The following is a 16,115-nucleotide window of genomic DNA, read 5'->3' as shown; positions in this document are numbered from 1 at the left end:
ACGGTTTGCCAGGGGAATCAATGGCCGGATCGGACAAGCGCAGCGGCCATCGGCACTGCGGCGGGCACGCGGCGGGCGGCGCCCGCAGGGCATCGAGGCACTACACTGCGATGCCATCTGACCCTGCGTTGGCCAGCGGGAAACGACGGCCGCGAACACTTTGCGGCCCCGGTTGTTCCCGCCAGCCAACCCCATATGGAAAAGCACTGGATGCCTGCCGCATGAACCTGCTTGCTCAAGCCGTACTGTCCCGCCCGCAGGGACGCAATGAACGCATCAGCACCGTGACGTTGGTGGCCCTGGACCCGCAGGGGCGCGACGCGGCGGCGCGCCATGTCGTGACCTTGCAGGTCACGCAATGGAAGGCCGGCGTCGTCGCGCAGGTCGATGACAGCACGCTGACCCCGTTGCCGCTGGCACTGGAGCCTGCACGCCAGCGCGCACTGGCCTATCTGCGCCAGCGCCTGGCGGCCGGCGATGTGCTGCAGTCCCAGCAAGGTTTTGCCGAGCTGGATGGCGTGCAAGCCTTGCCCTTGGCTGGCCACGCCCAGGAACCGGCGCCGCAGCCGCCACAGCTGCCGGAGTCGCCCGTGCAGGCCGCCGCCATACCGGCCCTGTGCCGGCGCCTGGACGGCAATGCCTGGCGGCTGATGCCCGCAGGCCAGCAGGCGCGCCTGGTGTGGCGCCTGGCGGAATATGCGGATGCCGCGCGCGGCGGCGGCGCCCAGCGCCTGCTGCATGCGCAGGTGCCGCGCCTGGTGGCCCTGCTGGGCACGGGCGACGACCTGCTCGACTACTGCCTGGCCTATCTGGTGGGCCGCCTGGGCGATGGCGGCGCGGCGGTGGCCATGCAGGCGCTGTCGCAGCGCGGCGCCAGCGAGGCCACGCGCGACCTGGCGCACCAGGCCTGGCTGGCGCTGCTCGCGCCGCAGGAGCGCCAGGCGGCGCTGCAGGAGCACCGGCATCAGTGGGAGCAGTGGGTACAAGGGGAGCAAGGGGCACAGGGGGAACAAGAGACACGCACCGCCCCGCCGGAGGACGGCCCGCAGGCGCAGCAGGCCGTGTTCAACGCCCTCACGCCCCAGGCGCTGCTGGCGGCCGATACGCTGGGCGCGCACGATGGCGCCGTCCACCGGCAGCTGCTGGCCTGGATGGAGCGCATCCCTTTCACACGCCCCTGGTGGCCTGCCATACGGCGCATCCACAAGCGTGCCGAGTGGCGGCGCGACCACGCCCTGCTGGCCGTGCTGCATGCCCGCTTCGATGGCCCGCGCGACGAGGGTGCCGTCTTCAGCCGCGACACCTCCCTGTACCTGCGCCTGCGCGGCTGGCGCCAGCTGCGGCGCATGGTCTCGGCCGGGCACAGCGAAGGCGCCGCGCAGGCCACGGCCCTGCTCCAGGCCATGGACCGCCGCTGCGCGGGCCAGGCTGCCTCGCGCTCCGGCCGCCTGCCCGAATCGCGCTGGCTGCTTGCCGCCCGGCTGCTGCTGCCCCGCTGGCCGCAGCTGCATGCCTCGGCACGCGCCCATGGCTGGTACACCGACAAGCCGCTGGACCTGCAGCAGCTGCCCGCGCAGCGCGTGGAAGGGCTGTCGCCCCTGTGGGACGCCCACCCCGAGCGGCTGCTGCAGCTGGTGGGCCGCTCGCAGTCCACGCTGCTGCTGTGGTCGCTCACGCGCGCTCTGCAGGACCAGAAGGCCTTTCTGGACAGCCTGGATGCGGCGGCCGCCGCGCCGCTGCTGCACCAAACCTATGCGCCCGCCGCCGCCTTGGGCCTGGAGATTGCCCAGCAGCGCATGGTCGCTCTGACCGACGATGCGGCGCGCCGCCCCTGGCTGCTGGCGCTTGCGCAATGCGGCGAGGGGCCGGCCGCCCGCTACCTGGGCGCCTGGCTGTCGCGCGACCGCGCAGCCGCCGCGCGCGATGCCGAGCTGGTGGCGGCCCTGCTTCTGTCGCCCGCCGCCAGCTCGCGCACGCAGGCACTGGCCCTGCTGCTCTATGCCGATGGCGCCGCCGTGGCCCTGGCCCTGCTGGCGGCGCTGCCCACGCTGGATGCGGACGGCGCTGCGCTGGCCGACATCCGCGATGCGGTGCAGGCCCTCTTCGCGGACAAGGCACCGCTGGTCGCGCACGCGCCCGGCGTTCCGGCCCCGCCGCTGCACCACCTGCTGGCGCATTCGGTGACGGCACTGGTGGAGATGGCGACCGCCTGGCTGCTGGCGCACCCGCAAGGCCTGCGCACCTTGCCTGCGGCGGCGCTGCGCGGGCTGCTGGAATCCGAGGAACCTGCGCGCATGGCCTGCGGCATACGGCTCATGGGCAGCCTGGCCGACGATCTGCTGTGCGAGCAGGCCGACATGCTGGCCGGGTTCGCGGTATCGCCCCATGCCGCCTTGCGCGCAGCGGCCGCGCCCCTGGTCGAGCGCCTGGCCGGCACCCCTCTGTACAACGCGCGCTGCAACGCCCAGATCGCCGAACGCCTGCACGAGGTGCTGTTCCGTGCGGAAAAGGCCGAAGGCGTCCACGACGCGGCGCTGCGCCTGCTCACCGGCCCGCTGGCCGCCGTGGCCCCGGCCCGCGATGCCTCAGGCATCTGGCGCGCCCTGCAGGCCCAGGCCACGGGTGCGCAACGCTACGGCGCCTGGGGCCTGAAGGCGCTGGACATCCAGGCCTACACCCTGCGCCAGTGGTCCACGCTGGCGCGGCATGCCGATGCCGATGTGCGCGCCCTGAGCCGCCAGAGCATCGACACGCGCCTCACGCCCATGGAACAGACCCGGCCCGAGCAGGCGGAACAGCTGCTGCCGCTGGCCGACGCCCTGTTCGCCGACACCCAGCAGTACGCACGCGAGATGTTCGGCCAGCGGCTGCCGGCCAATGCGCTCACGCCCGAGCTGCTGATCGGCTGGGTGGACCATCCCCAGTCCTGGGTACAGGCCCTGGGCCGCCAGCGGCTCGAGCAGCACATGAGCGCGCCCGAGGCCAGCCTCTACCTCGCGCGCCTGGCCCAGCACCCGGCCCCCGGCGTGCAGCTGTTCGTCACGCAATGGCTGCTGGCCCTGCCCGACGAGCCCGCACCGCAGCGCGCCACGCGCCTGCAGGAGCTGCAGCCCTACTTCCTGGCCGTGCTCAGCCAGGTGCACCGCGCGCGCGCCAGCAAGACGCGCGTGCTGCATTTCCTGCGCGGCCAGGTCGATGCGCCCGAGACCGCGGCCGTGGTCGCGGCCATCTTCGCGCGGCAGGTGGTCAGCGCCAGCCAGGCCGACCAGCCCGACTATGTGGCCGGGCTGCGCGACATCGTGCAGCGCCATCCCCATCTGGCGCAAAGCTTCATGCAGCCCCTGGCGGCGGAGCGGCGCGGCCAGGCCCCGTCTTCCACCTGAGCGCCTGTTCACAGCACGGAGTCGAACGGACATGGAATTTCGCTATCAGTACTACGGCAGCACGCAGGTCAGCGACACGGCCACGCAACAGGCGTTTTCCTTCGCGCCCGACCTGCTGCGGCCTCCCACGCGCTTCGACGGCCTGCTCCGGCGCGACGGCCCGGCCTTCCTGCAGGTGCGCGAAGGCCTCAGCGCGCTGCACAGCGTGGTGGTCAGCGACATGCGCACGCGCGGCCGCGACAAGACGGCCTACCGCGAATGGCTGCAGGAGCATGAGTCCCAGTTGCTGGCCGGCTTCATGGCCGACACCGGCGGCGCCCAGGCGCGCGCCAAGGAAATCAGCGCAGAACTCAAGGACCTGCGCGAGACCCGCAACCAGGTGCTCGCGCCCTTCTACAAGGCGCAGCGCAAATACTTCGACTGGCTGTACCAGGCCAACCGCGATGCCTGGTACGTGCTCGACCCCGTGATCACCGTGCACCCGGACCGGCTGCTGTTCGAGGCCTTCAGCCAGGACGAGTCCAGCTACTGCGCGGTCAGCATCCGGCACGAGGCCTTCGAGCATGCGGGCGAGCGCATCTGCGGCACCACCAACATCGACTACTCGGCCAGCCTCTACGAAGAGTTCCAGAAGATCCGCAGCTACCGGGACACGCGGCTGACGCTGGACCCGGCCGGCTTTGCCGTGCAGGTGGGCGCCGATCCGGCACTGCGCGAGGAAAAGATCGACCTGCCCGACAGCTGGCTGCGCGGCTTCGTGCAGGTCTCCAGCGCCATGGCCCTGCCCGCCACCGTGGTGGAACTGCACCCCATGGACCTGTTCAACATCTGCGCGCGGCTGCGTGCCCGGCGCGAGCGCCATGGCCCGCGCGCGCTGCGCTTCGAGCTGACGCCGGGGCAGCCGCCCGCCGTGGTGTTCGAGCCCTGGGAGGAACGCCTGGCCACCCGGCGCTCGCACGTCGTCAGCGATGCCTTGGGCACGGGCGGCGGCACCATCCGCCTGTGGGGGCGCCGGCGCCTGCTCACGCTGGAACGGCTGATCCCGCAGGCCACGCGCGTGCGCGTGCACCTGCTGGGCAGCGGCATGCCCAGCTTCTGGGTGGTGGAGCTGGGCCAGGTCACGGTCACGCTGGGCCTGTCGGGCTGGAGCGCCAACGACTGGGCCGCCAGCGCGCGCTTTCACCTGATGGCGCCGCAGGCCGAGGTCACGCCCGCCCAGGTCGAGGCCGTGGGCCGGCAACTGCAGTCGTGCTGGCAGGCCGGCGCGCAGGAACTGGCCCAGGCCACGGGCCTGGCCCCGGCCCAGGTGCACACGGCCATGACGCGCTGGATGCAGGCCGGGCGCGCGGTCTACGACCTGGACGCCGGGCGCTACGCCTGGCGCGAGCTGCTGCGCGAGCCGCTGACGGCGCAGCAATTGCAGCCCGTCAACCCCGAGGAGGACAAGGCGCTGGCCCTGGTGCGCGGCAAGGCCATTGCCCCGCCGCGCATCGACCGCAAGGACGGCTTCAGCCGCATCACCGGCCAGATACCGCGCGCCGACGGCAAGCGCCTGTTCGACACCCAGCTCGAACTCAACGCGGACGAGCGCCTGACCGATGCGCGCTGCAGCTGCAACCACTACCAGCAGCACCGGCTGCGCCAGGGGCCCTGCGAGCACATGATTGCGCTGCGCCTGGTGGCGCAGGCCCAGCTCGATGCCGCACGCCAGCCGGCAGGCCCGCAGCAGGCGGCCGCAGCAGGACAAGGAGAAATCGCGTGAACCGCCTCAATTGCTCTACACTGCCACGCGGAGCGACGCGCAGGCTCTTGCAACCCGGGTGGTGTTTCGCCACCCTTGTGAACTGCCGTTTCATGCACCACGGGCGCCGTTTTCACTGTGCCACCCCAGCGACGGTATGCGTTTTCCTGAGTGGCTTGCCACAAGCGAAACACGCATACCGTCGCGGGGTGGCGTCGAGCGAACAGCTCCCGTCCCGTGAGCCCTGCGGGCTCTTCGACGAGAAGCGCGTCGCTCCATTTCTTTGCCCACCGCACAGCGGCCGGGCCCGCCTTGCAGGGGTTGCCGCATGAGCCAGCCGCAACCCACGCGCGCCGAGATCTACGAGCGCATCAAGGCCTCCAGCAAACAGGAAGTTATCCTCGAGGAAATGCAGCGCCTGGGCTTCTGGCCCAAGGGCGAGGGACAGCCGCAGCTGGCCGCCGCCCACATCCAGCGCGAGGGCGAGTTGCAGCGCGAGCTGGCCGAGCTGCGCCAGCAGATCGCCGTGCGCCAGAACCCCGAGCGCGCATTGCGCCAGATGCGCAAGGAGCGCATGCAAAAGGCGCTGGCCCAGCGCGAGGAAACCAAACGCCGCCAGGCCCAGGAACGCCATGACAAGGCGCTGGCCTGGCATGCCAGGCGGTCCACGCACGTGGGCTATCTGGGCCCCGGCGTCTCCGCGGCCCTGCAGGATGCCGCCCGGGATGGCACGGAGCGCAGGCAGGCCGATCCGCAGCGGCTCGCCCGGCATGGCCTGCCGCAGCTGGCCGATGCCGCCCAGCTCGCCCAGGCCATGGGCATCACGGTGGCCGAGCTGCGCTTCCTGGGCTTTCACCGCGAGGTGGCCCGCACCCACCACTACCACTCGTTCACCCTGCCCAAGAAGACCGGCGGCGAGCGGCTGATCTCCGCGCCCATGCCGCGCCTCAAGCGCGCGCAGTACTGGGTGCTGGACAACATCCTCGCCAAGGTGCCCGCGCACGATGCCGCGCACGGCTTCCTGGCCGGCCGCTCCATCGTGAGCAATGCCGCGCCGCATGCGGGCCACGACGTGGTCATCAACCTGGACGTGAAGGACTTCTTTCCCAGCATTGCCTTCGGCCGCATCAAGGGCGTGTTCCGGCATCTGGGCTATGGCGAGGCCATGGCCACCCTCCTGGCCCTGCTGTGCAGCGAAAACCGCGCCCAGGCCTGGCAGGTGGATGGCGAGAAGCTCTTCGTTGGCGGCAAGGCGCGCGAGCGCGTGCTGCCCCAGGGCGCGCCCACCAGCCCCATGCTCACCAACCTGCTGTGCCGCCGCCTGGACCGCCGCCTGCTGGGCCTGGCCAGGCAGCTGGGCTTTGTGTACACGCGCTATGCGGACGACCTGACCTTCTCGGCCTCGGGCGAGGCCGCGCGCGACAACGTGGGCCGGCTGCTGGGCCGCGTGCGCTGGATACTGCGCGACGAAGGCTTCACGCCCCACCCCGACAAGGAGCGCGTGATGCGCAAGGGCCGCCGCCAGGAGGTCACGGGGCTGGTGGTGAACGCGGACAAGCCCGGCGTATCGCGCCAGACGCGCAGGCGCCTGCGCGCCGCCCTGCACCGCGCCACGCAGGCCGGGACAGGCCTGCCAGGCCAATCTGTCCAGCCTGCCCAGGCGCCCCACTGGCAAGGCCAGCCGGCCCATGCCACGCAGTTGCTGGGAATGGCGCAGTTCGTCCACCAGATCGATCCCGTGCAGGGCGGGCCGCTGCTGGCACAGGCCCGGCAGCTCACGCGCAGCCCTGTGGACCGGGCGAACGACGCCCTGCTCGAGGCCAGCCGGCAGGACCGCGCCGCCGCGCGCGCCAAGCCCCCCGCAAACGCCACGTTCCGGCGCCTGGCAGCCGGCGGGCAGGCACCTGCGCTGGCCAGCGGCAAGCCATGGTGGCAGCCGGCCGCACCCGCAGCGCCCGTGCTGGAGAAGACCGACCAGCAGCGGCGCGAGCAGCGCCAGGAGGAACGGCAGGCGGCTGGCCCTGCCCCCGGCGCCGCAAGCACCCTGCCCGCGGCATCGCCATCGCCATCGCCATCGCCATCACCGGCCGCACCGGACCCGAATCCGCCCGCATCGAAAAGGCCGCCGATGGCCGGCCTGCTCACCTACTGGGCGCAGATCGTGATCTGCTTCCTGCTGGGCACCGTGTTCCAGGCCCGGCTGATCACGCTGATCGGCATCGTCCTGGTCGTCATCCTCAGGTACCGGCGCATCCAGCGCTGGGATGTCTTCGGGGCGGCGATGGTGGTGGCCGTGCTGGTCGGCCTGGGATTGCGGCTTTCGTAGCGATCAGCGCACCGCGCTGCGCAGTGCCAGAAAGCGGCGCGGCGAGGTGCCCACGGCCTTGCGGAACATGGTCACGAAGGCCGGTGCGCTTTCGTATCCCAGGGCATCGGCCACGGTCTGGATGCGCAGCCCCTGGGACAGCTGCTGCAGCGCGGTGAGCACATGCAGCTGGCGGCGCCACTGGTTGACGGTGAGGCCGGTCTCGGCCAGGAACAGCCGCGTCATGCTGCGCTCGCTCATGCCGATGCGCTGGGCCCAGTCGGCCAGCCGCGCCTGCAGCTGGGGCTGCTCGCACAGGGCGCCGGTCATGCGGCGCAGGCGGCGGTCGCGCGGCAGGGGCAGGTGCAGGCCCTCGGGCTGCGCGTTCTGGATTTCATCGAGCAGGACCTGCATGAGCCGGCCATCGCCGCTGTCGGGCTCGTAGTCCTGCGGCAGGCCCTGCACGCGCTCCAGCAGGGCATGCAGAAAGGGCGAGACGGCCAGCGCATGGCAGGGGCCGGGCGCGGGGCGCGCCGCGCCGGATTCCACAAAGACGATATGGCCGCTGGCCGCACCGCTGCAGCTGACGCGGTGCAGCGTGCCGCCCGGAATCCAGGCGGCGCTGCGCGGCGGCACCACGCAGACGCCGGCCTCGGTCTCCAGCGTGATCAGGCCCGCATTGGTGACCATGAGCTGGCTCTTGCGGTGGGCATGGAAGTCCATTGCCCAGTCACCCGGGCCCGAGCGCATCGGCAGGACGATCACGGGACGGTCCACATGGTCGGGATCCCACCTCTCGGGCAGGACTTTGAGCAGGGCGGAATCCACGGCATTCATGGTGTTTCTCTCAGTTCATGTCAATCGGTCATCAATCGGACCCGAGCAGCTCCCGTGCACGCTGCTGCGCCTCCTCGGGGGAGGCCACCAGCAGCATGGGATAGCCCCAGGCCTTGCCGAACATCTGTGCGAAGGCCTCGGCCTCGGCGCGCTTTTGCGCATCGGGCTCGGCGTGGACCAGGGCGCGCACCAGGCTTTTGAGCTCGGGGCGGCGGGCCTTCATCCACAGCACGACCTGCTTGCGCTCCTCGGGCGAGCGCTCCTCCTGGGACATGTCGCCGTCGCTGAAGAAGACAAAGGCCTGGCCGCGGGCCAGCAGGGCCGAGAAGTCCTCCAGCAAGCGGTCCACGGGCACGGCCTTGTCGCGCTCGTAGCCCATGCGGACCAGGGGAAAGCTGCTGCTGTCGATGTACATGGAAACCTCCGGCCGATGCCATTCAATACAAATGAGACCCATTACTGTATGAATGAACGGCAGCTGCGTCATTGCAGCACTCGGCCAAAGAATTTCGCAGTCCGGCCAGGACGCCTGCAGGGGCGGTACAAGCCCCGGTTGCCCTGTTCCTGCGCTTTCGCTCAGAATGGCCGCATTCTTCGAGTTCAAGTGAACTTGAAGTCAAGCCACGAAGGAAAGCCACCATGAAAACCGAGGATGATCCGCTGCTCAGCATCGGCGACGTGGCGCAGCGCAGCGGGGTCAAGGCCTCGGCGCTGCGCTTTTACGAGTCGCTGAACCTGATCGAGTCCGTGCGCAGCGCCAGCGGCCACCGGCGCTACCACCGCTCGTCGCTGCGGCGCATCGCCTTCGTGGTGTTCGCCCAGCGCATAGGCTTCACGCTGGAGGAGATCGCCGAGCAGCTGGCCAAGCTGCCCAGCCGCCATGTCCCCACGGGCGGGGACTGGCAGAAGATGTCGCGGGTCTGGAAGCAGCGGCTGGACGACCGCATAGGCGAGCTGCAGCGGCTCAGCGAGAGCCTGGACCAGTGCATTGGCTGCGGCTGCCTCTCGCTGCGCCACTGCGTGCTGCACAACCCCGGCGACCTGTGCGCACAGAACGGCCCGGGGCCACGCCGCTGGCTGGGCGACCCGCCGCCCGTGGCCATGGGCGGGCCCTGCCCGGGCCACTGCCACGACGAAGGCTGATCAGGACACGCGCCGTGTCGTGACGAAGTCCAGCACGGCCTGCAGCATGCGCTGCAGCGTGGGCTGGATCTGTTCGGCGCGCTCGGGAAGGTAGTCGAAGGGCAGCGCTTCCTGCATGTAGCTGCACTGCGTCATCTCCAGCTGCACGGCGTGGATGCCGGCCTCGGGCTGGCCGTAGTGGCGCGTGATGTAGCCGCCCGTGAAGCGGCCGTTGAGTATGGCGGTGTGGCCCGGCGCGGTCTGCGCAATGGCCAGCAGATGCTCGGCCAGCTCCAGCGCGCAGCTCGTGCCCTTGCCGGTGCCCAGGTTCAGGTCGGGCAGCTTGCCTTCGAAGAAACGCGGCAGCACCGAGCGGATGGAGTGCGCATCCCACAGCGCCACGGTGCCGTGCACGGCCTTGAGGCGGTCCAGCTCGGCGCGCAGCTGCGCGTGGTACGGGCCCCAGATGGCCTCGCGGCGCGCGGCGATTTCGGCGTCTGCGGGCACATCGGCCGGGTCGGCGTACAGCGGCGTGTCGTCGAAGGTGTCCACGGGGCACAGGCCGGTGACGCTCTGGCCCGGGTAGAGGCTGGCGCCATCGGGCGGACGGTTCAGGTCCACCACATAGCGCGAATGCGTGGCCACGAGGATGGAGGCGCCCATGGCCTTGGCGAACTCGTACAGGCGCGGCAGGTGCCAGTCGGTGTCGGGCACGTGGCGGGCTTCCTCGGTCAGGCGCGCGGCGATGTCGGGCGGCACATGGGTGCCCGCATGGGGCATGGAGATCAGCAGCGGCGCCGTGCCCTGGTGGAAGACGAAGGGAGGGGGAGCGGTATCGGTCATGGTGTGATTCTGGAACGTTTCTGGCGGATTTTGCGGGCCCATGGCATGCGGGGGCCTCAGGATTGCAGGGTGGCCGCGCGGGCCGCGACAAAGCCATGGGCTGCCGCCTCGTGCAGCGCATGCCGTCCCGCCTGCACGCGGCGCTCGCCGCCCACCCACAGGCTGTGCAGGGCGCTGCTGCGGTGGCTGCCGAAGACATGGGCCGAGACCACGGCCTGCACCGGCAGGCCGGCCACTGCCACATGGCCTGCGTCCAGCGCCAGGAAGTCGGCCTGCTGGCCCACGGCCAGCCCGGCCACGGGGCGGCCTGCGGCCTGGGCACCGCCCTGCACGGCAGCGGTCCACAGCGCGGTGCCCACCTGCGGGTCGGGGCCTGCCAGCACGTTGCGCTGGCGCAGCGACAGGCGCTGGCTGTACTCGAGCATCAGCAGTTCCTCGGCCGCGTTGACGCAGGCATGGCTGTCCGAGCCCACGCCCCAGGCGCCGCCGTGGCCCAGCCATTGCGGCATGTCGAAGATGCCATCGCCCAGGTTGGCCTCGGTGGTGGGGCAGATGCCGGCCACGGCGCCGCTGCGCGCGGCGCCCGCGTATTCACCGGGCGTCATGTGGGTGGCATGGACCAGGCACCAGCGTGCGTCCACGGGGGCATGCTCCAGCAGCCATTGCACGGGGCGCTGGCCGCTCCAGGCCAGGCAGTCGTCCACCTCCTGGGTCTGCTCGGCAATGTGGATGTGGACGGGCGCGCGCGCGTCCAGCGCCGTCAGGCCCTCCACGGCCACGCGCAGGCTGTCGGGCGGCACGGCGCGCAGCGAGTGCGGCGCCAGGCCCAGGGCCGCGCCCTGGGCACGGGCCTCGGGCAGCAGGCGCTGCAGCAGGGACAGCATGTTGTCGGTGCTGCGGATGAAGCGCGCCTGGTCGGCGCGCGGCGGCTTGCCGCCGAAGCCGCTGGTCTGGTAGAGCACGGGCAGCAGGGTGATGCCCATGCCGGCCTTGCGCGCGGCGCGCAGCAGGGCCAGGGACAGCGTGGCGTCGTCGGCATAGGGCCGGCCATCCCGGTCGTGGTGCACGTAGTGGAATTCGCAGACCGAGGTGTAGCCGGCCTCCAGCATCTCCACGTACAGCCAGGTGGCGATGGCCTCCAGCGACTCGGGCGTGATGCGCGCGGCAAAGCGGTACATGAGATCGCGCCAGCTCCAGAAGCTGTCCTGGGCCTCGGCGCGGTATTCGGTCAGGCCCGCAAAGGCGCGCTGGAAGGCATGCGAGTGCAGGTTGGGCATGCCGGGCAGCACGGGGCCGGGCGCGCGCGGCGCGCTGCCGGGCTGTGCGTCGGCCTGTACGGCCTGCAGGCTTCCTGCGCCATCCCAGCGCAGCAGCACATTGCGCGCCCAGCCCGTGGGCAGCAGCGCGTGCTCGGCGAACAGCGTGCGGCTGTCGGGTGTCGGGTCGATGCCGCTCATTGCCCGGCCTCCAGGATGTCGGCCAGCGCGCGCACGAAGCGTTCGTTGTCGGCCTCCGTGCCCACGGAGACGCGGATGAAGTGCTCGAAGCCCGGCTCCTTCCAGGGCTTGGTGATGATGCCCCGGGCCAGCAGCGCCTCGTTCACGGGGCCGTTGGGACGGCCGATGTCGATGAACAGGAAGTTGGCGGCCGAAGGCGCCATCCGAAGCGCGGGCAGTGCAGGCAGGGCGGCCAGCCGCTGCGCCAGCACATCGCGCAGGCGCACGGTCTCGGCCACGCCGCGCTGCATGAAGTCCTCATCGCCCCAGGCCGCCAGCGCCGCCGCCTGGGCGGCCTGATTGACGTTGAAGGGCGTGCGCACGCGGTCCAGCAGTTGCACCAGGGCCGCGTCGCTGGCCAGGCCGTAGCCCACGCGCAGGCCTGCCAGGCCCCAGGCCTTGGAGAAGGTGCGCAGCACGATCCAGGGCATGGCGCGGCCGCGCAGCAGGGCCAGCACGTCGGGGTAGCCGTCGGCGTGCAGGGCGTACTCGTAGTAGGCCTCGTCCACCACCAGCAGGGTCTGCGGCGGCGTGGCGTCCAGCAGGCGCGCGAAATCCCCGGCGCTGAACATGCAGCCCACGGGATTGGAGGGATTGGCCAGCATGGCGATCTTGGGACCGCGCGCCAGCGCCTGGCACCAGGCATCGACGTCGAAGTCCAGCGCGGGCGTCAGCTCCAGCAGCTCGACGCGGGCGCCCATCATGCGCGGGTAGATCTCGTGCAGGCCGAAGGCCGGGCGCTGGGTGAGCACGCGGTCGCCGGGCGAGAGAAACGCCTGGCACAGCATCTGCAGGATGTCCTCGGAGCCGTTGCCCACGGCAATGGCCTCGGCCGGCACGCCGGTGCGCGCCGCGATGGCCGCGCGCAGCGCCGTGCATTGCGCATCGGGATAGGTGCCCACATGCAGGGCCAGGTCGGCCAGGGCGCGGGCCACGGCGGGGCTGGCGCCAAAGGGGTTCTCGTTGCTCGCCAGCCGCGCGATCTCGGTGACGCCGTAGCGCGCCCGCACGGCCTCGGAGGACAGGCCTGCGTTGTAGGGCAGCAGCGGCGGCACTTCGGGGCGTGCCAGGGTGTGGATCGCGTGGAGGGCGGGAGCGTTCATAGGTCGAATACCTTGCCGGGGTTGAACAGATGCAGGGGGTCCAGCGCCTGCTTGATGGCGCGCATGACGGCCAGTTCGGCCGGGGTGCGGCTGGCGCCGAGATAGGGCTTCTTGTGCAGGCCGATGCCGTGCTCGGCCGAGACGCTGCCGCCGAACTCGCCGACCAGGTGGTACAGCGCGGCCTCGACGCCTTCGCAGTCGCCGTTGGCGGTGGCACCGTCCACCGAGACATGCAGGTTGCCGTCGCCCACATGGCCGAAGAACAGCGTGTGGTGGCCGGGCCAGCGCGCGTCGAACGCGGCGCGGCAGGCATCGGCGAAGCGGCCGATGTCGGCCTGGGGCAGGCTGACGTCGAAGTTCACGGGCGGATGCATGTTCGTGTTGAGCTCGGCCGGCGCCTCGCGCAGCTTCCACAGCTGGCGCGCCTGGGCCACGGACTGGGCGATGACGGCATCGGCCACCTCGCCGGCCTCCATGGCCTCGCCCAGGGCCTCTTCCACGTCGGCGCGCAGCGTGGCCTCGTCCTTGCCGTCCACATCGATCAGGGCCAGCAGCGCATGCGCCTGGCCAAACGGCGGCTGCAGCTTCTGCCAGCGGATGGAGGCCTGGATGAAGCTGTCCCACATCAGCTCGAACGCCGCCACGCCGTTGCCAAAGCGCGACTGCATGCGCGAGAGCACGGACAGCGCCGCATCGAAGTCCGGCACGGCCACCAGGGCCGTGGCGCGGGCCTGGGGCGCGGGGCGCAGGCGCAGCAGCACGCGCGTAACGATGCCCAGCGTGCCCTCCGAGCCGATGAAGAACTGCTTGAGGTCGTAGCCCGTGTTGTTCTTGAGCATGGGGCGCAGCATGGGCAGCACCGTGCCGTCGGCCAGCACCACCTCCAGGCCCAGCACCTGCTCGCGCATCATGCCGTGCTGCAGCACGCCGTTGCCGCCCGCATTGGTGGCCACGTTGCCGCCGATCTGGCAGCTGCCGCGCGCGCCCAGGTCCACGCCGAAGACCATGCCTGCGGCCACGGCCGCCTCCTGCACGGCCTGCAGCGTGGCGCCGGCCTGCACGGTCATCAGCGCGGTGCGCGCGTTCACGTCCTCGATGGCATTCATGCGCTCCATGGAGACGGCCACGGCACCCGCCACGGGCACGGCCGCACCGGCCAGGCCCGTGAGCCCGCCCTGGGGCACGACAGGCACGCGGTGGGCCGTGCACAGGCGCATGAGCGCGCTGACCTCGTCGGTGCTGCGCGGGCGCACCAGGGCCAGCGGGCGCTGGGGCGGCGTGCCGCTCCAGTCGGTGTGGTAGCGCTCGGGCACATCGTCGCCGCGCTGCGCCACTTCGGCGCCCAGGGTGGAAATCAATTCATCGAGAAACAGTGCATGGGGCATGGGACAGGCTTTCAGTGGCTCCCCTGCCCGCGGGTCCGCACGATGCGGCCCTGGCGCACGATGGTGCAGTCAGGCTTGCTGCCGAACCAGTAGGCCAGCTCGGCCGCATGGCGCACGGGCCAGAGCACGAAGTGGGCGGGACGGCCGGCCGCGATCAGGCCATGCTCGTCCTGCAGGCCCAGGGCGCGCGCGGCATGGCGGGTGATGCCCGCCAGGGCCTCGGGCACGGTGAGCCGGAACAGGGTGCAGGCCATGTTGGCCATGAGCAAAAGGCTCAGGCAGGGGGAGGTGCCCGGATTGTGATCGGTAGAGACGGCCATGGGAACGCCCGCGGCGCGCAGGCCCGCGATGGGCGGCATGTGGGTGTCACGCAGCGTGTAGTAGGCGCCGGGCAGCAGCACGGCCACGGAACCCGCGCCGCGCATGGCGGTGATACCTGCTTCCGACAGGTGCTCGATGTGGTCGCACGACAGCGCGCCATAGCGGGCCGCGAGGGCCGCCCCCTCCATGTTCGACAGCTGCTCGGCATGCAGCTTGACGGGCAGGCCCAGGCGGCGTGCGGCCTGGAAGACCTGCTCGGTCTCGGCCAACGAGAAGGCGATGCGCTCGCAGAACACATCGACCGCATCGACCAGGCCCTCGGCCGCCAGCGCGGGCAGCATGGTGCCGGCGACGAGGTCGATGTAGTCCTGGCTGCGCCCTGCGTACTCGGGCGGCAGCGCATGCGCGCCCAGGAAGGTGGTGCGCACGGTCACGCCCAGGGCCTGGCCCAGGCGCCGGGCCACGCGCAGCTGCTTGCGCTCGTGCTCCAGCGCCAGGCCGTAGCCCGACTTGATCTCGATGGCGCAGACGCCCTCGTCCAGCAGCTGCTGCAGGCGCGGCAGGGCCTGGGCGAACAGCTCGTCCTCGCTGGCCTCGCGCGTGGCACGCACGCTGGAGACGATGCCGCCGCCGGCGCGTGCCACTTCCTCGTAGCTGGCGCCGTCCAGGCGCATGGCGAATTCGTTGGCGCGCTCGCCGCCATAGACCAGGTGGGTGTGGCAATCGACCAGGCCCGGCGTGGCCAGCATGCCCTGGCCGTCATGGCGCGGCAGGGACGCATATGCGGGCGGCAGGGCCTGCTGCGGCCCCACCCAGGCCACGCGGCCCTGCTGCACCACGATGCAGGCATCCTCCCCGTCACCCACGGCCTGGCCAGCCTCGAACACGTCAGGCGCCAGGCGCAGGTTCTGCCAGCAGCCGTCGGCCGAGGAGGATGGAGCGAGTGCGCAAGCGGATGCAGAAGCGGGTGCGTGGGGCTCGGTCATGGGGGGGATTCCTTGGATGTCGTGGGTCGTCAGCAGGCTTGCAGCAGCACCTGCACCAGCCGCGCGTCGTCGGTCTGCGGCACCAGCTGCTGCGGGTCGGGCTGCGGCGCGCTCCACCACATGCCCTGGCCGGGGATGAGCGCAGCGCCATCCGCCTGCCAGTCGCCCTGCAGCACCATGCACAGGCCGGCGTCGGCGCGGCCGGCGTCGGCAGCGCTGTCCAGCACCTGGACCTGCGCTCGCCACCGGCCGCGCCGCGCCATCACGTTGAAGTCGGTGGAAGTGCCGCCCAGCAGCGAGCAGCCCAGCGCCACATCGCCGGAGAAGGCAAACGGCTGCCAGCGCGCGTCCAGCACATGGTCGATGCCTTCGCCGCGCAGGTGCACGCCGTCGCCATCGAGCAGCATGATCTGCCGGTCCACGCCCGCAAAGGCCGAGAACGGGCCGGGCTGGTCAATGGTGGCCACGCTGATGCGCCAGCCAAAGGCCTCCATGCCGGCCCCGGGCGGCCAGCAGGCGATCTCGCGCGTGCTGCCGCCCCCGTTCTTCCAGGGGCTGGCGGCGATCTGGTTCAGGTCGAAACGCTGCATGGC

The 16,115-nt window shown here is 71.3% G+C and carries 12 protein-coding genes; 4 read left to right on the top strand and 8 right to left on the bottom strand.

Annotated elements, in window-relative coordinates; genetic code table 11:
- The first annotated feature begins 221 nt into the window (after window positions 1-221).
- From ACN20X_RS00785 to ACN20X_RS00775, 3 genes are all read left to right on the top strand, one after another.
- The gene (locus tag ACN20X_RS00785; RefSeq protein ID WP_473210187.1) at window positions 222-3,383 is read left to right on the top strand and encodes a hypothetical protein; all 3,162 of its coding nucleotides are present in this window, start codon (window positions 222-224) and stop codon (window positions 3,381-3,383) included.
- 31 nt (window positions 3,384-3,414) lie between these two features.
- Window positions 3,415-5,145 carry an SWIM zinc finger family protein gene (locus tag ACN20X_RS00780; protein WP_016452215.1) on the top strand — a complete coding sequence of 577 codons (1,731 nt, stop codon included), beginning with the start codon at window positions 3,415-3,417 and terminating at the stop codon, window positions 5,143-5,145.
- 307 nt (window positions 5,146-5,452) lie between these two features.
- Window positions 5,453-7,450, top strand: a complete 1,998-nt coding sequence (locus ACN20X_RS00775; protein WP_288897245.1) for a reverse transcriptase family protein — start codon at window positions 5,453-5,455, stop codon at window positions 7,448-7,450.
- Between the two features lie 3 nt (window positions 7,451-7,453).
- On the opposite strand, the gene ACN20X_RS00770 is transcribed toward ACN20X_RS00775, so the two are convergent.
- On the bottom strand, window positions 7,454-8,266 hold the full coding sequence (locus ACN20X_RS00770) for an AraC family transcriptional regulator (RefSeq protein WP_016447389.1): 813 nt from the start codon (window positions 8,264-8,266) through the stop codon (window positions 7,454-7,456).
- 31 nt (window positions 8,267-8,297) lie between these two features.
- Complete coding sequence (locus ACN20X_RS00765) at window positions 8,298-8,681, bottom strand: hypothetical protein (protein WP_013800052.1); 384 nt, start codon at window positions 8,679-8,681, stop codon at window positions 8,298-8,300.
- Window positions 8,682-8,905: 224 nt separating this feature from the next.
- On the opposite strand from ACN20X_RS00765, the gene soxR reads away from it, so the two are divergent.
- Entirely contained in the window at window positions 8,906-9,409 is a 504-nt protein-coding gene (gene soxR, locus ACN20X_RS00760; RefSeq protein WP_012202096.1) for a redox-sensitive transcriptional activator SoxR, read from the top strand.
- Here soxR and hutG read toward each other — a convergent pair whose 3' ends face one another.
- Genes hutG through ACN20X_RS00730 form a run of 6 tightly spaced genes read right to left on the bottom strand, consistent with a single transcriptional unit; the run spans window position 9,410 to window position 16,112 of the window.
- On the bottom strand, window positions 9,410-10,273 hold the full coding sequence (gene hutG / locus ACN20X_RS00755) for an N-formylglutamate deformylase (RefSeq protein WP_051941033.1): 864 nt from the start codon (window positions 10,271-10,273) through the stop codon (window positions 9,410-9,412). It lies immediately after the preceding gene.
- Window positions 10,274-10,287: 14 nt separating this feature from the next.
- Window positions 10,288-11,688: a formimidoylglutamate deiminase gene (locus ACN20X_RS00750; protein ID WP_043789442.1), complete on the bottom strand. Its 1,401-nt coding sequence runs from the start codon at window positions 11,686-11,688 to the stop codon at window positions 10,288-10,290.
- Window positions 11,685-12,830, bottom strand: a complete 1,146-nt coding sequence (locus tag ACN20X_RS00745; protein WP_473210186.1) for a histidinol-phosphate transaminase — start codon at window positions 12,828-12,830, stop codon at window positions 11,685-11,687. Before ACN20X_RS00745 ends, ACN20X_RS00750 begins: the two co-directional genes overlap by 4 nt.
- On the bottom strand, window positions 12,827-14,215 hold the full coding sequence (locus ACN20X_RS00740; protein ID WP_043789446.1) for an FAD-binding oxidoreductase: 1,389 nt from the start codon (window positions 14,213-14,215) through the stop codon (window positions 12,827-12,829). The genes ACN20X_RS00745 and ACN20X_RS00740 overlap by 4 nt, the downstream gene beginning before the upstream one ends.
- A gap of 11 nt (window positions 14,216-14,226) precedes the next feature.
- Window positions 14,227-15,522 (bottom strand): imidazolonepropionase, encoded by a 1,296-nt coding sequence (gene hutI / locus ACN20X_RS00735; RefSeq protein WP_473210185.1) that lies wholly within the window; start codon window positions 15,520-15,522, stop codon window positions 14,227-14,229.
- Window positions 15,523-15,551: 29 nt separating this feature from the next.
- Window positions 15,552-16,112 carry a HutD/Ves family protein gene (locus ACN20X_RS00730; protein ID WP_016447382.1) on the bottom strand — a complete coding sequence of 187 codons (561 nt, stop codon included), beginning with the start codon at window positions 16,110-16,112 and terminating at the stop codon, window positions 15,552-15,554.
- Window positions 16,113-16,115 lie beyond the last annotated feature (3 nt).

It is taken from the genome of Delftia sp. PX-1 (genome assembly GCF_055797465.1).
Note: the sequence above shows the minus strand (reverse complement) of the source record. Positions and strands in the feature narration are given on the sequence as shown.